Genomic DNA, 19227 nt, shown 5'->3' with positions numbered 1-19227 from the left:
GGCAGTAGTTGGCAGTGCCACGAGTCGATATGGCAGTGCTTCGGCGGCACGCTCAAACCTGTTCGACCGCCCCATTCCCGCCATCGCCGAGGAGTAATCACATGACATCTGCTTCTGATGCACCTGGTCTGCACACCCGACCCCTATACGACTCGACCGACTCCCTGCTGCGTTTCGCCATGCGCGCCGATGCCACGCTGACGGGATTCTGCGGCTTGGCCGTCGCCTTTTTCGCCGACCCGATCTCGTCGCTCACCGGCCTGGCCGCGGGGCAGGAATACGCCCTGGGCGCGTTCTTCGTGCTCTACGGCCTGGCGGTGTTCAGCCTGGCGGCGATGCCGAACCTGCGGCGCGCCGGCATCGGAGTCGTCGCGGCCAACATCGTGTACACGCTGGCCGCCTTCCTGGCCGGCTTCCTGCCCGACGAAGCCGTGCCTATGACGCCGACCGGCGTCGCCGCCACACTGGCCACCGGTGTTTACACCGCGGGGTTCGCCGGCCTGCAGTACCTGGGGGTGCGTCGCCTCGCGGCGTAACCAACCGGCCGAGCGGGGTCCTCTGGAGCGGGGGCCCCGCTCCGGGCGCCGCTACAGCTTGCGCAGACGCAGCCGGTTGATGGAGTGGTCGGCGTCCTTGCGCAGCACCAGGGTGGCGCGGGGACGGGTCGGCAGGATGTTCTCGACCAGGTTGGGCCGGTTGATCGACCGCCAGATCTCGCGCGCGGCAGCGACCGCCTTGGTGTCGTTGAGCGCCGAATAGTGGTGGAAGTGGGATTCCGGGTCGGCGAACGCCGTGCCGCGCAGCGACAAGAACCGCGACACGTACCACTGCTCGATGTCCTCGATCCGGGCGTCCACATAAAGCGAAAAGTCGAACAGGTCCGACACCATCAGTGTCGGACCCGTTTGCAATACGTTGAGGCCCTCCAGGATCAAGATGTCGGGGTGGCGGACCACTTGCTTGGCCCCCGGAATGATGTCGTATTTCAGGTGCGAATACACCGGCGCGCACGCGTAGTCCGAACCGGATTTGATCGAGGTCACAAACCGCAGTAGCGCCCGACGGTTGTAGCTTTCGGGAAAACCCTTGCGGTGCATCAGGTTTCGCTGATCCAGCTCGGCGTTGGGGTATAGGAAGCCGTCGGTGGTGACCAGGTCCACCCGGGGGTGATGGTCCCAGCGGGCCAACAGCGCCTGCAGCACGCGGGCGGTCGTCGACTTGCCCACCGCCACGCTGCCGGCCACGCCGATGACGAACGGCACCGGCCGGTCGGGGTTCTGTTGCGGTTCGCCGAGGAACTCGGCGGTGGCAGCGAAAAGCCGCTGGCGGGCGGCGACCTGAAGGTGGATCAGCCGGGCCAGCGGCAGGTAAACCTCTTCCACCTCCAGCAGGTCGATCTGCTCGCCAAGGCCGCGCAAGCCGACCAGTTCCTCTTCGGTGAGGGCCAGCGGCGTCGACATGCGCAGCGCACGCCATTGCTTTCGGTCGAACTCCACATAAGGGCTCGGCTCGCTAAGCCGCGGCATGGTGCCAGTCTTGCAGGGACGGACGCGCCCCCGACGGCTGGGCTGGGTAAAAGCGCCGCTGGATAGACTGGCGCCCGTGACTGCTGCACCCGACGCTCGCACCCGTATCCCCGCCAACGCCTCCCTTATGTCCGCGCCCCTCGCGGAGGTCGACCCCGACATCGCCGAGTTGATGGACAAGGAGCTGCACCGGCAGCGCGACACCCTGGAGATGATCGCGTCGGAGAACTTCGTGCCGCGCTCGGTGCTGCAGGCCCAGGGCAGCGTCCTGACCAACAAGTACGCCGAAGGCCTGCCGGGCCGGCGCTACTACGGCGGCTGCGAGCACGTCGACGTGGTGGAGAACATCGCGCGCGACCGGGCCAAGGCGTTGTTCGGCGCCGAGTTCGCCAACGTACAACCGCATTCGGGTGCCCAGGCCAACGCCGCGGTGCTGCACGCGCTGATGACGCCGGGGGAACACCTGCTCGGCCTGGACCTCGCCAACGGCGGCCACCTGACCCACGGCATGAAGCTCAACTTCTCCGGCCGGCTCTACGACGCCGGCTTCTACGGTGTCGACCCCAAGACCCATCTGGTCGACATGGACGCGGTGCGGACCAAGGCGCTGGAGTTCAGGCCCAAGGTGATCATCGCCGGCTGGTCGGCCTACCCGCGGATCCTCGACTTCGCGGCGTTCCGGTCGATCGCCGACGAGGTCTGCGCCAAGCTGTGGGTGGACATGGCGCACTTCGCCGGGCTGGTGGCCGTGGGCCTGCACCCCTCGCCCGTGCCACACGCCGACGTGGTGTCTACCACCGTGCACAAGACGCTGGGCGGGGCGCGCTCCGGGATGATCCTGGGCAAGCAGGAGTACGCCAAGGCGATCAACTCGGCGGTGTTCCCGGGCCAGCAGGGCGGCCCGCTCATGCACGTCATCGCGGGCAAGGCGGTGGCGCTCAAGATCGCCACCACGCCCGAGTTCGCCGACCGTCAGCAGCGCACGCTTTCCGGGGCGCGCATTGTCGCGGACCGGCTGCTGGCCGCCGACGTCCGGCAGGCCGGCGTGTCGGTGGTCAGCGGCGGCACCGACGTGCACCTGGTGCTGGTCGACCTGCGCGACTCGCCGCTGGACGGCAAAGCCGCCGAGGACCTGCTGCACGAGATCGGCATCACCGTCAACCGCAACGCCGTCCCGAATGACCCGCGGCCCCCGATGGTGACGTCGGGCCTTCGGGTAGGAACCCCGGCGCTGGCGACCCGCGGCTTCGGCGACGACGAGTTCACCGAGGTCGCCGACATCATTGGCACGGCGCTGGCGGCGGGCACCTCGGCGGATGTGTCCGCGCTGCGGCAGCGGGTGACGCGGCTGGCCCGCGACTTCCCGCTCTACGAGGGGCTCGAAAGCTGGACGCTGGTCGACCGCTAACGCGCCGGCCGGGGTACAAAGTCACCGTTTAGCCTCGACACACGCCGGCGATTTCACAGCATCTGTGTCCACGGGTTACGGTTACTTCATGGCACAGAAACCTGTTCCTAACGCCCTGACCCTCGAACTCGAGCCGGTCGTCGAGCAGCTCATGGACCACCACCTCAACACCGAGGAACTCTGGTTCGCACACGACTACGTGCCGTTCGACCGGGGCGAGAACTTCGCCTTCCTCGGCGGGCGCGACTGGGACCCGTCGCAGGCCTCGCTGCCCAGGGTCTTCACCGACGCCTGCGAGATCCTGCTGCTACTCAAGGACAATCTCGCCGGACATCACCGTGAGCTCGTCGAGCACTTCATCCTCGAGGAGTGGTGGGGTCGCTGGCTGGGCCGGTGGACCGCCGAGGAGCACCTGCACGCCATCGCGCTGCGCCAATACCTGGTGGTGACCCGCGAGGTCGATCCCGTCGCCAACGAAGAGGCGCGGGTCCAGTACGTGATGAAGGGCTACCGCGCCGACACCTACAGCCAGGTCGAGACCCTGGTGTACATGGCGTTCACCGAGCGCAGCCACGCCGTGTTCTGCCGCCACCTGGCCGCTCGGCTCGAGGAGCCGATCCTGGCCGGGCTGATCGACCGCATCGCCCGGGACGAAGAACGCCACGAGGAGATGTTCTCCAAGCTTGTCGCGCACTGCCTCGAGTACACCCGCGACGAGACGATCGCCGCGATCGCCGCGCGCGCGGCCGACCTGCAGGTCGTCGGCGCCGACATCGACGCCTACCAGGACAAGGTCCAGAACGTGGCCGACGCGGGCATCTTCGGCCCCGCGGACCTGCGGGAGGCGATCTCGGACCGCATCACCGCGTGGGGCGTGGGCAAGGAGCCCGCGCTCAGGCAATTCGTCCTCGGTTAGGCCTCTCTCAACGCGCTTGCGCGCGGCAGACGGCCGTCATTTGGTGTCGCCGTGCCGGTCTCGGCGCGCCTGCGCGGCGGCCGAGCGGCGACGAGAGTAGCGTCGTTGCCGATGGCCAGCGACTTGCTCAGCTGCCAGGGCGGCACCTCCCGTCACCACTCAGGTGGTTCTAGGCAGGACCGGCCCCGGTCCTGGTGCTGCGGCTCCCGCCGACATGCCCGTGCGGGTCCGCGCGGGCTTACCCGCTCGAGGAGCGCTTCGTGACCGATCTCCGGACCTATGTGCTCGACACCTCCGTGCTGCTGTCCGACCCGTGGGCGTGCAGTCGGTTCGCCGAACACGAGGTGGTGGTTCCGCTGGTGGTAATCAGCGAGCTGGAGGCCAAACGCCACCACCACGAACTGGGCTGGTTCGCCCGGCAGGCGTTGCGCCTGTTCGATGACCTTCGGCTCGAGCACGGACGGCTGGATCAGCCGATCCCCGTTGGGACACAAGGCGGAACGCTGCACGTCGAGCTCAATCACACCGACCCCACGGTGCTGCCCGCGGGATTCCGCACCGACAGCAACGACTCGCGCATCCTGAGTTGCGCCGCCAACCTCGCCGCCGAAGGCAGGCGAGTTACGTTGGTAAGCAAGGACATTCCCCTTCGGGTGAAGGCCGCCGCGGTGGGCCTGTCCGCCGACGAGTACCACGCGCAGGACGTCGTGGCCTCCGGCTGGTCGGGGATGCGCGAGATCGAAACCGCCGCCGAGGACATCGACGCGCTGTTCACCGAAGGTGAGATCGACCTCGTCGACGCCCGGGACCTGCCCTGCCACACCGGAGTTCGGCTGCTGGGCGGCAGCTCGCACGCGCTCGGCCGGGTCACACCCGCCAAGCGCGTCCAGCTGGTTCGCGGCGACCGCGAGGTCTTCGGGCTGCGGGGCCGTTCGGCCGAGCAGCGGGTCGCGCTCGACCTGCTGCTGGACGAGTCGGTGGGCATCGTGTCGCTGGGCGGCAAGGCCGGCACCGGCAAGTCGGCGCTGGCGCTGTGCGCGGGGCTCGAGGCGGTGCTGGAACGGCGGACCCAGCGCAAGGTGGTGGTGTTCCGCCCGCTGTATGCCGTCGGCGGCCAGGAACTGGGCTACCTGCCGGGCAGCGAGAGCGAAAAGATGGGCCCGTGGGCGCAGGCGGTCTTCGACACCCTCGAGGGGCTGGCCAGCCCGGCGGTGCTGGAGGAGGTGCTCTCCCGCGGCATGCTCGAGGTGTTGCCGCTGACCCACATCCGCGGCCGCTCGCTGCACGACTCGTTCGTCATCGTCGACGAGGCCCAGTCGCTGGAGCGCAACGTCCTGCTGACCGTGTTGTCCAGGCTGGGGACCGGATCGCGGGTGGTGCTGACCCACGACATCGCCCAGCGCGACAACCTGCGCGTCGGGCGCCACGACGGGGTCGCGGCGGTGATCGAGAAGCTCAAGGGCCATCCGCTGTTCGCCCACATCACGCTGCTGCGCAGCGAGCGGTCCCCGATCGCCGCGCTGGTCACCGAGATGCTCGAGGAGATCGCCGGGCCGCACTGAGTGTGCTTCCTCGGCGTTGAGAGTGCTTCCAGGGCGGGAAAATCGCGCGGATCCCGCCCGGTACGCCCACTGAAAGCCCTCAGTGCACACTCGACACCAAGGTCGCACCCTCGATCGCGGGTAGGCTGCCCACGTGCCGAAACGACCCGATAGCCAGGCCTGGCGCTATTGGCGGACCGTTTTGGGTGTCGTGGCGGCCGCCGCGGTGCTGGTGATCGGCGGGCTCACCGGTCACGTGACGCGCGCGGACAACCTCAGCTGCGCGGTGGTCAAGTGCGTCGCGCTGACGTTCGACGACGGCCCGGGGCCCTACACCGACCGGCTGCTGCAGGTTCTGAAGGACGCCGACGCGAAGGCCACGTTCTTCCTGATCGGCAACAAGGTCGCCGCCAACCCGGCGGGCGCCAAGCGCATCGCCGACGCCGGCATGGAGTACGGCAACCACACGTGGGAACACCCAAACATGACGACGATCCCGCCCGAGGACATCGCCGGCCAGTTCTCGCGCGCCAACGACGCGATCACCGCCGCGACCGGCAAGGCGCCGTCGCTGTGGCGTCCCGCCGGTGGGCTGTCCGACCCGATGGTGCGCCAGACCGCGGGCAAGTTTGGGCTGGCCGAAATCCTTTGGGATGTCATCCCTTTCGACTGGATCAACGACGCCAACACCGCCGCGACGCGGTACATGCTGATGACGTACATCAAGCCGGGCTCGGTGGTGTTGTTCCATGACACCTACTCGAGCACGGTCGACCTGGTGTACCAGTTCATCCCGGTGCTCAAGGCCAACGGCTACCGCCTGGTGACGGTCAGCGAACTGCTGGGACCGCGCGCGCCCGGCAGCAGTTACGGCGGCCGCGACAACGGGCCCCCCGCCAACCAACTCCACGACATTCCGGCCAGCGAGATCCCGTCGTTGCCCAACACGTCCTCGCCCAGGCCGATGCCCAACTTTCCGATCACCGACATTCCGGGCCAGAACTCGGGCGGGCCGAACAACGGGGCGTAGCACGAAGTCGGGCCTACCCACGGTTACCGTTAGAGGGTGATCAAGGCCGAATGGCTTCGCGCATGGGCCCCCTCACGATCACGCGCCGACGCTGCGGGGAAACGAAAGTCCGCGCGCAGGTTGTCCATTGAATACGCGGCGGCCCTCGACATCGCCTACATCGTGGCCGTCATCGACGCGGCCGCGATCCTGATCCCGCTTCGGGGCCACACGTCGGTCGCGGTCAGCACCGATTTCGTGGAGAAGAACACGGTTGCGGTGCTGGCGCTGGTCGCGTTGGGCATGGCAGGCGTCGCGGTGGGTGGCGTCCTGAACCTGGCGCCCACGCTGCGCTGGTACGTCGCCGGGGACGAACCGACCGACGAGCAACGGCAAGCGGCGATGAAGATGCCCGGACGCCAGTCGGCGATCCTCCTCGGGGCCTGGGGAGTGGTGGGGGCCGTCTTCGCGGCGCTGAATCTGGCCGGCGGCACGCAGCTGCTGCTGCCACTCCTGCTCGGCGTGGTGCTGGGCGGACCGGGCGCCGCCGGCATCGGGATGCTGCTCGGGCAGCGCACGCTGCGCCCGATCATGGGTGCCGCCACGCGGGGTCGCGAGCCCCGGCTGGCGGTGCCCGGCGTCTACGCCAGGCTGGTCCTGCTGTGGTTCATATGCAGCGCGCTTCCCATCGGGTTGATCGCGACCTTCGTCGTTCTTCGCTCGCACGGGTGGTTGATCCAGAGATCCGCCTCGCTCGACGCGCCCGTGCTGGTGGTGTCGCTGGCGGCGCTGCTGCTTGGGCTGCCGACGATGCTCCTGACCTCGCGATCGATTTCCGATCCGCTCTGCGAGGTCGTCGACGCGATGGCAGAGGTCGAGCACGGCCGCATGGAAACTTATGTCGGCGCCTACGAACGTTCCCAAATCGGGCGCCTGCAAATGGGATTCAACCGCATGGTCACTGGCCTCGCCGAACGGGACCGGCTGCGGGATCTATTCGGACGACACGTCGGAACGGACGTCGCCCAGCGCGCCATTCAGGAGGGCGCGTCGCTGTCCGGGGATGTGCTCGAGGCGGCCGTTTTGTTCATCGACCTGGTGGGTTCGACGCAGCTCGCGGAAAGCCGCCCCCCGCAAGAGGTTGCCGAGGTGCTTAACGACTTTTTCCGCATCGTCGTCGACGCCGTCGACCAAAACAACGGGCTGATCAACAAATTCGCCGGCGACGCGGTGCTGGCCGTCTTCGGGGCGCCGCTGCGCATCAGCGAACCGGCATCCGCGGCGCTGGCGACCGCGCGTGCGTTGGGCACCCAGTTGCGGCGCTTGCCGGTAGATTTCGGCATCGGTGTCTCGGCGGGCCGGGTCTTCGCCGGCAACGTCGGCGCGGAAAACCGCTACGAGTACACGGTGATCGGCGACGCGGTCAACGAGGCCGCGCGGCTGGCCGACCTCGCTAAGACCGCCGACCGGCGAATCCTGTGCTCGGCGGCCTCCATCGACCGGGCCGACGAGGCCGAGCGGTCGCACTGGGCCGAATGCTATTCCACCGTGCTGCGCGGGCGCTCCGAAGCCACCCACGTCTCGGCGCCGGCGGGCCCGGCTACTTACTGACCTTCAGCGCCCCGATGACCTTGTTGATGATGCCCGCCGAACCCGCATCGCCGATCGGCGTCGCGCCCATGAAGATGGTGACCGGCTTGGTGTTGACCGCGATGATGACGACCGAGTCGCCCTTGACGTTTCGCGCCGGGTCGGCGATCGTGATGTCAGCGTCCACCCGGGCGGCCTTGACCCCGTCGACAGTGAGCGACGACGTCTTCGTCGGGCCCAGCGTGGGCGTCGCGTTCGCGTAGCCGGGCCCGGTGGCCACGCACTCCATCAACTTCGACGCCTGCGCGCCGACGTCCATGCTGGAGGCGAAGTTGGTGACGGCGACCTCGGCCTGCATCATCCACTGATTGGCGCCGGGCACCTCGGCACCGACGCCGACGGCGCCGATCAGGTTGGGGGTCTGGTCGTCGGAAAAGCCTTGCCAGCCAGGCGTCGCGCTGGCCGGGAACGACAGCTTGCCCGCGCTGATGGTGTCCCCGGTGGGCTTGTCACCGCCGGACACATTGGGCGTGCACCCGGTCGCCGTCTGCTGCGAATTGTTCGGCTGCGACGTCGAACTCGGGGCGCTCGTCGTAGACGACGGCCCGGCCTTGCTCGACTTGTTCCCGCCGCTCAGCCCGATGACCAGGATCACCACCAGAACGATGACACCGAGCACCGCCAGGCCGGCCAGGATAAACCACGGCGCCTTCGAGCGGGGTCCGCCCGGCGGCGGCCCGGGCGGGTACGGCCCACCCGGCCACCCCGGGGGCACCTGCTGGCCCGGCGGGGGGAACTGCTGGCCCGGAGGCGGGTAGCCGCCCGGCGCATAGGGATTCGGCGCGCCTTGGGGAGTGCCGTAGGGACCGCCCGGTGGCGGGTACGGGTAGCCGCCGCCGGGCGGCGGGCCCTGCGGTTGGCCGCCCTGCGGCGGGCCCTGCGGCTGGCCACCCCAATATTGGCCCTGGCCATAGGGATTGGCGCCGTAGGGATCCTGACCGTAGGGACCCCCGGGCGGAGTCGTCATCGTTGAACCACCGTCATCTAGTCCTCCGGTTTCACTGGTCCTGAACGCGGGCCATCGCCAACACGTCGAGGCGGCGGTCCAGCTCTTCGAGCGACAGCTTGTCGCCGATCAGGCCGCGGTCGATGACGGTTTGACGAATCGTCTTGCGCTCCTTGAGCGCCTGCTTGGCCACCGCGGCGGCCTCCTCGTAGCCGATGGCCGAGTTCAACGGTGTCACGATCGACGGCGACGATTCGGCCAGCTCCCGCAGGTGCTCGACGTTGGCGACCAGTCCGGTCACGCAGCGCTCGGCGAACAGCTTCGAGGCGTTTGTCAGCAGCTTGAAGGACTCCAGGATGTTGCGGGCCATCATCGGGATGTAGACGTTGAGCTCGAAGGCGCCATTGGCGCCGCCCCAGGCGATGGCGGCATCGTTGCCGATCACCTGCGCGGCGACCTGGGTAACCGCCTCCGGCAGAACCGGATTCACCTTGCCCGGCATGATCGAACTGCCCGGCTGCAGGTCGGGCAACTGGATCTCGGCCAGGCCGGTCAGCGGTCCCGAGCCCATCCAGCGGATGTCGTTGGCGATCTTGGTCAACGACACCGCGATGGTGCGCAGCGCGCCAGATGCCTCGACCAGCCCGTCGCGGGCAGCCTGGGCCTCGAAGGAGTTTGCCGCGGTGCGCAATTCGCTCAGGCCGGTGGACGCGACCAGCGTCTCGACCACCTTGGCGCCGAAGCCGTCGGGGGCGTTGAGGCCGGTGCCCACCGCGGTCCCGCCAATCGCCAGCTCACCCAGCCGCGGCAGGACGGCCCGGACCCGTTCGATCCCGGCCTCGATCTGGCGGGCGTACCCGCTGAATTCCTGCCCCAGGGTTACCGGCACGGCGTCCATCAGGTGCGTGCGGCCCGACTTGACCACGGTGTGCCACTCGCGCGCCTTGCTGGCCAGCGCGTCGTGCAGGATCTCGAGCGCCGGGATCAGGTGACGCACCGCGGCTTCGGTGGCCGCGATGTGGGTGGCGGTGGGGAAGGTGTCGTTGGACGACTGCGACATGTTGACGTCGTCGTTGGGGTGCACCGTGACGCCGGCCCCGGCCGCGATGGACGCAATCACCTCGTTGGTGTTCATGTTCGAGCTTGTCCCCGAACCGGTTTGGAAGACGTCGATGGGGAACTGGTCGTCGTGGCGGCCGTCGGCGATCTCGGCCGCCGCGGCGATGATCGCGTCGGCCTTCTCCGGCGCCAGCAACCCGAGGTCCTTGTTCACCTGCGCGCAGGCGCCCTTCAGCAGGCCCAGCGCGCGGATCTGCGTACGCTCCAGGCCGCGGCCCGAGATCGGAAAGTTCTCGACCGCGCGCTGGGTCTGGGCGCGCCACAACGCTTTTGCGGGCACGCGGACCTCGCCCATGGTGTCGTGCTCGATGCGGTACTCGGTGTCGTCTTCGGAGCCGTCGTCAGAATTTAGCGCCATAGATCGGGCTTCCTTGGTTGGGATGGGTCAGGGCAGGGGATATGCGGCAGAGCTGTCGCCGGTGAAGTCGATGGCGGAATATTCGTTGAGCTTGGACAACCGGTGGTAGGCCTCGATCATGCGGACGGTGCCCGACTTCGACCGCATCACGATCGACTGCGTGGTGCACCCGCCGGGGTAGTACTGCACGCCCTTGAGCAGGTCCCCGTTGGTGACGCCGGTGGCACAGAAGAAGACGTTGTCACCGGAGACCAGGTCCTCGGTGGTGAGCACCTGGTCGAGGTCGTAGCCGGCGTCGATGGCCTTCTGGCGCTCCTCGTCGTCCTTCGGCGCCAGCTGCGCCTGGATGGCGCCGCCCATGCAGCGGATCGCTGCCGCGGCGATGATGCCCTCCGGCGTGCCGCCGATGCCGGCCAGCATGTCGGTGCCCGACAGGTAGCGGCAGGCGGAGATGGCGCCGGCCACGTCGCCGTCGGTGATCAGCCGGATGCGGGCTCCGGTCGCCCGGACGTCCTCGATCAGCTGGGCGTGCCGCGGCCGGTCCAGGATGCACACGGTCATGTCGCGGACCGACAACGCCTTGACCTTGGCGACGGCCCGAATGTTCTCGGCGATCGGCGCGGTGATGTCGAGCACGTCCGCGGCCTCAGGCCCGACGGCGATCTTGTTCATGTAGAACACCGCGGACGGGTCGAACATCGCGCCCCGGTCGGCCACCGCCAGCACCGAGATGGCGTTGGGCATGCCCTTACTCATCAGCGTGGTGCCGTCGACGGGGTCGACGGCGAAGTCGCAATCGGGGCCGTCGCCGTTGCCGACCACCTCGCCGTTGTAGAGCATCGGCGCGTTGTCCTTCTCGCCCTCGCCGATGACGACCACTCCGCGCATCGACACCGAATTGACCAGCTCGCGCATGGCGTCGACGGCCGCGCCGTCGCCGCCCTCCTTGTCACCGCGGCCCACCCAGCGGCCGGCTGCCATGGCACCGGCTTCGGTGACCCGGACCAGCTCCAGGGCCAGGTTGCGGTCCGGGGCTTCACCGCGCGACCGCGCCGGCGACGAACGGGGTCCGGGTGAGCGGTCACCCTCAGCTGTCATGGTTGCTGATTGTCCCAGAAGCGCATCGGTGCGCTGGAGCTGGGCTGTGGCGGGTGACGGCCGGCTGGGATACTCGGGGGATGACCGAGGAGCCGCAACCTTACGCCGAGGCGGGCGAGCCGGCTCCTGTGCCCAGACCGGCCAAGCCGCGCTTGCTGCAGGACGGCCGCGACATGTTCTGGTCCCTCATCCCGCTGGTGGTGGGCTGCATCGTGCTGGCGGGGCTGGTCGGGATGTGTTCGTTCCAGCCCGGTGGGACGGACAAGGGCGTGGTCCCGTCCTACGACGCGGCGGCGGCCTTGCGCGCCGACGCCCAGACGCTGGGCTTCCCGGTCCGGTTGCCCCGCCTACCCGCGGGCTGGCAGGCCAACTCCGGCGGCCGCGGCGGCATCCAGAATGGCCGCACCGACCCCGCGACCGGCCAACGGCTGGACGCGGCCACCTCCACCGTGGGATACCTCAGCCCAACGGGCATGTACCTGAGCCTGACCCAGAGCAACGCCGACGAGGACAAGCTGGTCGCCTCGATCCATCCGTCGGCCTATCCGACCGGGGCGGTCGACGTCGACGGCACCCACTGGGTCGTCTATCGCGGTGCCGGTGACAGCGGCGCCGACGCCGAGCCGATATGGACCACCCGGCTGGCCGGCCCGGTCGGGGCCACGCAGATCGCGATCACCGGCGCTGGCAGCACCGAACAGTTCCGTACGCTGGCGTCGGCGACGCAATCGCAGCCGCCCCTACCTGGACGCTGAAGAAGGCTCGAAGAAAGGGAGAGCGTGACCGCACCCGAAACCGACCTGTCCGGATGGTCTGCGGCCCCGTTCACCGGCGGCGGCTACACCCACGACGTCTACCGCAAGGGCGGCGGCCCGGGGGTGGTGCTGATCCCGGAGATCCCCGGCATCCATCCCGGCGTACTGGGCCTGGGTAATCACCTGGTGGACAACGGCTTCACCGTCGCCATCCCTTCGCTCTTCGGCGAGCCCGGCAGGCCTGCGACGGTCGGCTACACCGCGGCAGCCATCGCCCGGGCTTGCGTCGCAAGGGAATTCGCGGCCTTCGCGACCAACAAGCAGCGGCCGGTGTCGTTGTTCCTGCGCGCGCTGGCGCGCGACCTCAACGCGTCCACTCCGGGCAAGGGCGTCGGCGTCATCGGGCAGTGCTTCACCGGCGGCTTCGCGCTGGCCGCCGCGGTGGACGACAGCGTGCTGGCCCCGGTGCTCAGCCAGCCGTCGGTGCCGCTGCCCTTGGGCCGTGCGCGACGTGCCGATCCGGGACTGAGTGAGGCCGAACTGGCCACCGTCGCCGAGCGCTGCGCCAACGACGGCCTGTGCGCCATGGGGTTGCGGTTCAGCGCGGACAACATCGTGCCGCGGGAACGGTTCGCCGCGCTCAAGGAGCGGCTCGGCGACGCATTCGAAGTCATCGAGATCGACTCGGGCCCCGGCAACGAGGGCGGCTTCGGCAAGAGGGCGCACTCGGTGCTGACCGACGAGGTCCGCGAGGTCGATGGGCAGCCGGCCTACGAGGCCCGCAAGCGGGTAGTGGAATTCCTCACCGTGCGGCTGAATTAGGGCCGGCATGGCGATCGACAACCACGTGGTCGTAACCAGCTACGGCCCGGTCCGCGGCGCCGACGCGGCCTGGTCAGGGGGACATGTCAAGGCCTGGAAGGGCATTCGGTACGCGGCGCCGCCCGTCGGTGAGCTGCGTTTCCGGGTGCCGCAGCCGCCGCAACGTTGGACCGAGGTCGCCGATGCCACCAATTTTGGGCCGGCCTGCCCGCAACCGTCTTTCCCGACGATGCCCTTGGACCTGGGGGCGACGCAGGGCGAAGACTGCCTGAGGCTGAACGTCTGGGCGTCGTCGGACACCGAACCCGGCGACGCGAAACCGGTGATGGTCTGGCTGCATGGCGGAGCCTACGTGCTGGGATCGGCCAGCCAGGCGCTCTACGACGGGCGCAGGTTGGTCGGCGGCGGTGAGGTGGTGGTGGTCACCGTCAACTATCGGCTCGGCGCGCTGGGCTTTCTGGATTTGTCGTCGTTCGACACCGCGCGGCGGCGCTTCGACTCGAACACCGGTCTGCACGACGTGCTGGCGGCGCTGCGCTGGGTGCGCGACAACATCGCGGCGTTCGGCGGCGACCCGCGGCGGGTCACGCTGTTCGGGGAATCCGCGGGTGCGGGGATTGTCACCAGCCTGCTCGCCGCCCCGGCCGCCGAGGGACTGTTCGCCGCCGCGATCGCCCAAAGCTCGCCGGCCACATCGGTGTACGACCGAGAACGGGCGCGCCGCGTCGCGGTGAGCCTTCTCGACAAGCTGGCGATGACGCCGTCGGACGCGGACCGGTTGGTCGACGTGCCGATCGCGGCGATCCTGGCGGCGTCGCAGCGGGTGTTCGACGAGGTGCCCGTGCGCAACCCGGGCACACTCGCGTTCGTCCCCATCGTCGACGGCGATCTGCTGCACGACTACCCGGTCAAGCTGGCGCAACAGGGGCGCTCCCATCCGGTCCCGCTGATCATCGGCACCAACAAGCACGAGGCGGCGCTGTTCCGGTTGATGAGATCGCCGTTGATGCCGATCACCCCGAACGCGCTGACGTCGATGTTCACCCAGATCGCCGCCGAGCAGCCCGACCTGCAGCTGCCCAGCCCGGAGCAGATCGGGTCGGCGTATTCGCGATCGCGGCGCAGGGCACGCTCTTTGAGCATCGCCACCGACGTCGGGTTCCGGATGCCGTCGGTGTGGCTGGCCGAGGGACACAGCGGGGTGGCACCGGTCTATCTGTACCGGTTCGACTACGCTACGCCGTTGTTGAAGTTGCTGCAGGTCCGCGCCGCCCACGCCACCGAATTGCCTTACGTGTGGGGCAATCTCGGCGCGCCGAAGGATCCGACGTTGAAGCTCGGCGGCGCCAAAACCGCGAAGGCGGTCTCAAAGAGGGTGCGCACCAGGTGGATCAACTTCGCCACGCACGCCAAGCCCGCGGGCCCGGCCGGCGCGCCGGACTGGGCGCCCTATCGGGAGGCCGATCGCGCCTGCCTGGTCATTGGGAAGCGCGACACCGTCGCCCACGACGTCGACGCGCAAATCCGGGGCGCCTGGGGCAGCGAGATGGTGAGCTTCCGGTAAACGGCCTTAGCTCCCTTGCGTTTTCGCTTTCCGGCGCGGGAGCCAACTGCGGCGGACGGGTTCTTCGTCGGGCACGTCGAGTTCGACACCTTTGTACACGGCAAGGTAGACGTCGACGGTGGTGACGATGAGGATCATCAGCACCGGTCCGATCACGATGCCCCAGGGGCCGAACATGGCGATGCCCGCGAACACCGACAGCAACATCAGCGCCGAATTCAGCCGTGCGTCGCGCGGAACGAGGATCGGGCGCAAGAAGTTATCGATGTTGGTGACCACCAGTAGATGCCAAAGCACGACGAACGCGCCACCGGCGACATTGCCGAAGAAGATCATCCCGATGCCGAACGGAATCGTCACGATGCCGCTGCCGAGCGGAATGATCGACAACGCGGTCAGCACAATCGCGAAGATGAAGAAGCCGTGGTGGAATCCGGCGACGTAGATGGAGGCGGCTCCGGCCACGCCTTGGCATAACGCGATGACGAACTGGCCGCTGACGGTGCCGCGCACCATCGCCCCGGCCTTCTTCAAGTACAGCTCCGTGACTTCATCGCCGAGCGGGTTGAGCTGGCCGATCAGCGTTCGCACCCTTTCGCGATGCACGAGCAGCGCGACGAAGACGTAGAGGAAGACGACGGCCGACGCGACGGCGCCGGCGATGCCGCCGACGGCGCCCTGCAGGAAGTGCAGCAGCCATTCACCGGCGCTGCGCCCCACCGTGACCATCGCCTTCCGCAGCGTCTCCGTCGTTATTGTGGTGTGCACGAACGGAACCCGGGCCAGGACATCGTTGACCGCATGCAGGGCTTTGTCGCCGAGCCCGCTCAGATCGGTGGTCTTGACCCATCCGGCGATGCTGTCGAGCATGCGCGATATCTGAACGAATGCCAGGGCCACCAGGAGCCCCACCGGCACGATGACGACGGCCAGCGCCGACAGCAGCGTGCAGGTGACCGACAGCCCGGTGCCGAGGCGTCTGTTGAACCAATTGAACAGTGGTGTGAACAAATACGCGCCGACCGCGGCCACCACGATCAGCACGAAGTAGTTCCGCAAGAAATACGCACTGAACAGCAGAGCGAACAGCGTGAGGACCGCGAGGGCGCGTCGTTGAGTGAGCGTGAATTCAGTGTTCATGCCCACCGGGCCGCCCTCCGCGTCGTCGCTGCTCAGCTGAACCTTAACCGGAGGGCCGCGCTCGGCGAGACGGTTCCTGCTACTTCGCGCCGCCGGCCGTCGCCTTGGCCGCCCGCGCTTGGCTTTTCATCTGCTTGAACATGTCGACGTAGTAGGGCAGGCACTCGGCCATCGCCTTCTCGGTGGTGAACAGGGGCTCATAGCCGAGGTCGCGCCGCGCCTTCTCGATCGAGAAGTAGTTGTCCAGATACAGCCGCTCGACGGCCAGCGGTTCCAGCAGCGGCGCCGGTATACCGAACCGGAAATGCATTCGCTGCCAACCGGTCATCGCCGCGCGGACCATCGGTCCGTGGAGCCGGATCCGCGGCCAGTTCTCCCCGCAGGCCTCCATCACCGGCCGGGCGAACTCGAACATGTTGATCGGGTCGGCGTCGTTGATGAAGTACGCCTGACCTGGCGCGGTCCCGCCCGGCACCAGATGCTGGGCGGCCAGGATGAAACCGTGAATCAGGTTGTGCACGTAGGAGTTATCCAGCCGGGCCGACTTGCGGCCGATCAACACCTTGACGTGGCCGGCGATCACGCTCTCGAACATCTTGCGGAACATCGTCTGGTCGCCGCGGCCCCAGATGCCGCTGGGCCGGATGGCGCACGTCAGGAGGCCACCAACCCCGTTCTGCGACAACACGAATCGCTCGGCAACCACCTTCGTCTCGGTGTAGAGGTCGTTGAACCGGTGGGTGTAGGGCAGGGTCTCGTCGCCGCCGGCGATGTTCTGGCCGCCCATCACCACGCTGTTGGACGAGGTGTAGACGAACCGCTGCACGCCGACCGCCTGCCCGGCGTGCACCAGGTTCTCCGTTCCGCCGACGTTGACCGCGAAGCTGCGCTGGCGGTATGCGTCGGTCACCGACGCCCCGCCCATCAGCTCGATGATCGCGGCGGTGTGGAACACGGTGTCGATGCCGTCGACGGCCGTGGCGCACACCCCCGCGTCGGTGATGTCGCCGGCCAGCACCTCCAGCTGGGGGTGGTCCGGCAGGGGCGACGGGGCGCGGTCGAACGAACGCACCTGATATCCGCGGTCGAGCAAGGTGGTCACCAGGTTGGCGCCGACGAAGCCCGAGCCGCCGGTGACCAGGACGCGGCCGAGTTCGGTTGTCAACGATGCATCACCCATGCGGGAAGGATAACTGAAACGTGTTCCACTTTTAAGAACACGTGTCAACTCGCCGCCCGGGCCGGCCGGCGATCAGCCCTCCTCGGACTGGCCTGCCGACAGCGCGTCCTCGATCCGCTTGCGGGCGCCAGCTAAGTGCTCCTCGCACCTTTTGGCGAGTTGCTCGCCCCTTTCCCACAGCTTCAGCGACGCGTCGAGGTCCAGTCCACCCTGCTCCAGGAGCCGCACGACTTCGATGAGCTCGTCTCGGCAGGCTTCGTAGCCGAGCTGACTAATAGGCGTAATCGACTGCATCGATTCCTCATCGTTAGCCGCCATTTGTCGGCCCCTCGCTGATCGCCGCCACGGCGCCGTCGGCGACCCGAACCCGGAGCCGGGTGCCCGGCGGTGCGTCGTCAACCGACCGCAGCACCGCCGCCGACCCGGCGGCCGGAACGGTCTGCACCACGGCATAGCCGCGGGCCAACGTGGCCGCGGGCCCCAGCGTGGCCAGCCGGGCACCGAGGTGACCGATGCGGTCGGTCTCGGCGGCGACCAGCCGCCGGATGTCGCGGCGGACCGCCGTTCGCGCGCGGTGAACTTCGTCGGTGCGCGCAGTCAGGACCGTTAGCGGCTCGGCCAGCACCGGCCGGCTGCGCAGCTGGGCCAGCGCGCGCTGCTCGCGGGACACCCAGCTGCGCAGCGCGTGCGCGCTACGCCGGCGCAGCTCGTCGATCAGGCGCTGCTCGGCGGCGGTGTCGGGGACCACCTTCTTGGCCGCGTCGGTGGGGGTGGCCGCACGCAGGTCGGCCACCAGGTCGCACAGGGGGTTGTCGGGTTCGTGCCCGACCGCGCTGATCACCGGCGTGCGGCACGCCGCGATCGCCCGGCACAGGGTCTCGTCGGAGAACGGCAGCAGGTCCTCGACGCTGCCGCCGCCGCGCGCGAGCACGATGACGTCGACCTCAGGGTCGCGATCGAGGCCGGACAGCGCCTCGACGATCTGCGCGACCGCGTTCGGCCCCTGGACGGCGGTGTTGCGCACCGCGAACCGCGCCGCGGGCCAGCGCGCGTGAGCCACCGTCATCACGTCGCGCTCGGCTGCGCTCGCGCGGCCGGTGATCAGGCCGATCATGTTGGGCAGGAACGGGATTGGTCGCTTGAGCCGCGGATCGAAGAGGCCTTCGGCGTCCAGCAGCCGGCGCAGCCGCTCGATGCGTGCCAGCAGCTCGCCGACGCCGACCGCGCGAATCTCGCTGAGCCGCAACGAGAATGTGCCCCGCCCTGTGTAGAAGGTGGGTTTGCCGCACACCACCACCTGGGTGCCCTCGGCCAGTTTCACCGGCGCGCTGGCCACCAGGTCGCGCGAACACGTCACGGTCAGCGACATGTCGGCGGCCGGGTCACGCAGCACCATGAACACCGTCTTGGCGTCGGGCCGCACTGTGACCTGCGCCAACTGGCCCTCGACCCAGACGGTGCCCAGCTTGTCGATCCACCCGGCCACCCGGATCGCCACCGCGCGCACCGGAAAGGGATTCTCGGCGGAGTTCGGTTCGGAATTCGCCGCTCGGGTCACTTCGCGTTCGCGCGGGTGATCCTGTTGGCCAGCAGCGTCTGGAACGGCGCGCGGGCCTTGGTGGCCTGCTCGTAGGCCAGCAGAGCTTCCAGTTCGTCGACGCTCAGCGACTGCAGCCTGGCCCGCAGCTGGGCCAGCGTCAGCGTCGGGTAGTCGAGCTCGGCCGCGACCGCCGGTTGCGGCACCGCGGGGCCGGCCGCGGACTTCTTGGATGGCCGGGTGGGCTTTACCAGGGCGCTGGCGTCTTCGTGCGCGTCGGCCACCGAGTACAGCGCGAACCGTCCCTCGGCCCGGCGGTCGCCGTCGCCGCCCTCCGCCAGTGCGGCGGGGCCCCCGTCGGCGTCCTCGGGCAGGTCCTCGTCGAACGTCGCCCACTCCGGCTTTTCGTCCTTGGGCGGGAAAATCGATTCCAGGGTGCTATCGCCCTTGATCACCAGTTCAGCCAGGTTCTGCTGAAAACGCATCACCAGGTGTGCCGCCGTGCTGGCCAGCGTCATCGGGTACATCAGGATGGTCTTCGGCAGCTTCATGGTCTCCTCGACGGCGACCGTCGCCGCGCCGACCAGTAGCCGAACTCCATACGGTGCAGTAGCCATGGCTCCCAGCCTGCCTCAACCGGCGGCTGAGTACCAAGCCA

The 19227-nt window shown here is 68.6% G+C and carries 18 protein-coding genes; 9 read left to right on the top strand and 9 right to left on the bottom strand.

All coding sequences use genetic code 11. The features are described from left to right. Positions 1-101: 101 nt before the first annotated feature. Positions 102-536 carry a hypothetical protein gene (locus tag A5764_RS08530; protein ID WP_067111580.1) on the top strand — a complete coding sequence of 145 codons (435 nt, stop codon included), beginning with the start codon at positions 102-104 and terminating at the stop codon, positions 534-536. 51 nt (positions 537-587) lie between these two features. Here the strand turns inward: A5764_RS08530 and coaA are convergent, their stop codons facing one another. Beyond that, positions 588-1526, bottom strand: a complete 939-nt coding sequence (gene coaA / locus A5764_RS08525; RefSeq protein WP_067111577.1) for a type I pantothenate kinase — start codon at positions 1524-1526, stop codon at positions 588-590. Positions 1527-1653: 127 nt separating this feature from the next. Between coaA and glyA the strand changes: the two genes are divergently transcribed. From glyA to A5764_RS08500, 5 genes are all read left to right on the top strand, one after another. Further along, positions 1654-2934, top strand: a complete 1281-nt coding sequence (gene glyA / locus A5764_RS08520) for a serine hydroxymethyltransferase (RefSeq protein WP_067111574.1) — start codon at positions 1654-1656, stop codon at positions 2932-2934. Between the two features lie 88 nt (positions 2935-3022). Further along, on the top strand, positions 3023-3850 hold the full coding sequence (locus A5764_RS08515) for an acyl-ACP desaturase (protein WP_067111622.1): 828 nt from the start codon (positions 3023-3025) through the stop codon (positions 3848-3850). A gap of 260 nt (positions 3851-4110) precedes the next feature. Continuing rightward, complete coding sequence (locus A5764_RS08510; RefSeq protein ID WP_067111571.1) at positions 4111-5412, top strand: PhoH family protein; 1302 nt, start codon at positions 4111-4113, stop codon at positions 5410-5412. Positions 5413-5545: 133 nt separating this feature from the next. After that, complete coding sequence (locus tag A5764_RS08505) at positions 5546-6421, top strand: polysaccharide deacetylase family protein (RefSeq protein WP_067111568.1); 876 nt, start codon at positions 5546-5548, stop codon at positions 6419-6421. Positions 6422-6541: 120 nt separating this feature from the next. After that, positions 6542-8011, top strand: coding sequence for an adenylate/guanylate cyclase domain-containing protein (locus A5764_RS08500; protein ID WP_082951582.1), 1470 nt, complete (start codon positions 6542-6544; stop codon positions 8009-8011). On the opposite strand, the gene A5764_RS08495 is transcribed toward A5764_RS08500, so the two are convergent. Genes A5764_RS08495 through glpX form a run of 3 tightly spaced genes read right to left on the bottom strand, consistent with a single transcriptional unit; the run spans position 8001 to position 11571 of the window. Continuing rightward, positions 8001-9017, bottom strand: coding sequence for a hypothetical protein (locus A5764_RS08495; protein WP_067111564.1), 1017 nt, complete (start codon positions 9015-9017; stop codon positions 8001-8003). The genes A5764_RS08500 and A5764_RS08495 overlap by 11 nt on opposite strands. Before the next feature lie 31 nt (positions 9018-9048). Beyond that, on the bottom strand, positions 9049-10473 hold the full coding sequence (locus A5764_RS08490) for a class II fumarate hydratase (RefSeq protein ID WP_067111561.1): 1425 nt from the start codon (positions 10471-10473) through the stop codon (positions 9049-9051). 27 nt (positions 10474-10500) lie between these two features. Beyond that, positions 10501-11571 (bottom strand): class II fructose-bisphosphatase, encoded by a 1071-nt coding sequence (gene glpX / locus A5764_RS08485; RefSeq protein ID WP_156664572.1) that lies wholly within the window; start codon positions 11569-11571, stop codon positions 10501-10503. Positions 11572-11651: 80 nt separating this feature from the next. On the opposite strand from glpX, the gene A5764_RS08480 reads away from it, so the two are divergent. From A5764_RS08480 to A5764_RS08470, 3 genes are read left to right on the top strand one after another with little or no spacing between them, the layout of a single operon-like run. Next, positions 11652-12326, top strand: a complete 675-nt coding sequence (locus A5764_RS08480) for a DUF4245 domain-containing protein (protein WP_067111556.1) — start codon at positions 11652-11654, stop codon at positions 12324-12326. 24 nt (positions 12327-12350) lie between these two features. Beyond that, positions 12351-13148, top strand: coding sequence for a dienelactone hydrolase family protein (locus tag A5764_RS08475; RefSeq protein ID WP_067111553.1), 798 nt, complete (start codon positions 12351-12353; stop codon positions 13146-13148). A gap of 7 nt (positions 13149-13155) precedes the next feature. Then, on the top strand, positions 13156-14712 hold the full coding sequence (locus A5764_RS08470) for a carboxylesterase/lipase family protein (protein ID WP_067111550.1): 1557 nt from the start codon (positions 13156-13158) through the stop codon (positions 14710-14712). A 6-nt stretch (positions 14713-14718) separates the two neighbouring features. On the opposite strand, the gene A5764_RS08465 is transcribed toward A5764_RS08470, so the two are convergent. The 5 genes from A5764_RS08465 to A5764_RS08445 all read right to left on the bottom strand — a co-directional run bounded on the left by A5764_RS08465 (position 14719) and on the right by A5764_RS08445 (position 19186). Beyond that, positions 14719-15852 carry an AI-2E family transporter gene (locus tag A5764_RS08465; RefSeq protein WP_067111547.1) on the bottom strand — a complete coding sequence of 378 codons (1134 nt, stop codon included), beginning with the start codon at positions 15850-15852 and terminating at the stop codon, positions 14719-14721. A gap of 79 nt (positions 15853-15931) precedes the next feature. Continuing rightward, entirely contained in the window at positions 15932-17032 is a 1101-nt protein-coding gene (locus A5764_RS08460; protein ID WP_067111544.1) for an NAD-dependent epimerase/dehydratase family protein, read from the bottom strand. 72 nt (positions 17033-17104) lie between these two features. After that, entirely contained in the window at positions 17105-17350 is a 246-nt protein-coding gene (locus tag A5764_RS08455; protein ID WP_067111541.1) for an exodeoxyribonuclease VII small subunit, read from the bottom strand. Continuing rightward, positions 17340-18590 carry an exodeoxyribonuclease VII large subunit gene (xseA, locus tag A5764_RS08450; protein ID WP_067111537.1) on the bottom strand — a complete coding sequence of 417 codons (1251 nt, stop codon included), beginning with the start codon at positions 18588-18590 and terminating at the stop codon, positions 17340-17342. The genes A5764_RS08455 and xseA overlap by 11 nt, the downstream gene beginning before the upstream one ends. Continuing rightward, positions 18587-19186 (bottom strand): lipid droplet-associated protein, encoded by a 600-nt coding sequence (locus A5764_RS08445; protein ID WP_067111534.1) that lies wholly within the window; start codon positions 19184-19186, stop codon positions 18587-18589. The genes xseA and A5764_RS08445 overlap by 4 nt, the downstream gene beginning before the upstream one ends. Positions 19187-19227 lie beyond the last annotated feature (41 nt).

Source organism: Mycobacterium sp. 852002-51057_SCH5723018 (assembly GCF_001667035.1).
GTDB lineage: Bacteria > Actinomycetota > Actinomycetes > Mycobacteriales > Mycobacteriaceae > Mycobacterium.
The sequence above is the reverse complement of the archived record's forward strand: the minus strand, read 5'-3'. Positions and strand labels throughout refer to the sequence as shown.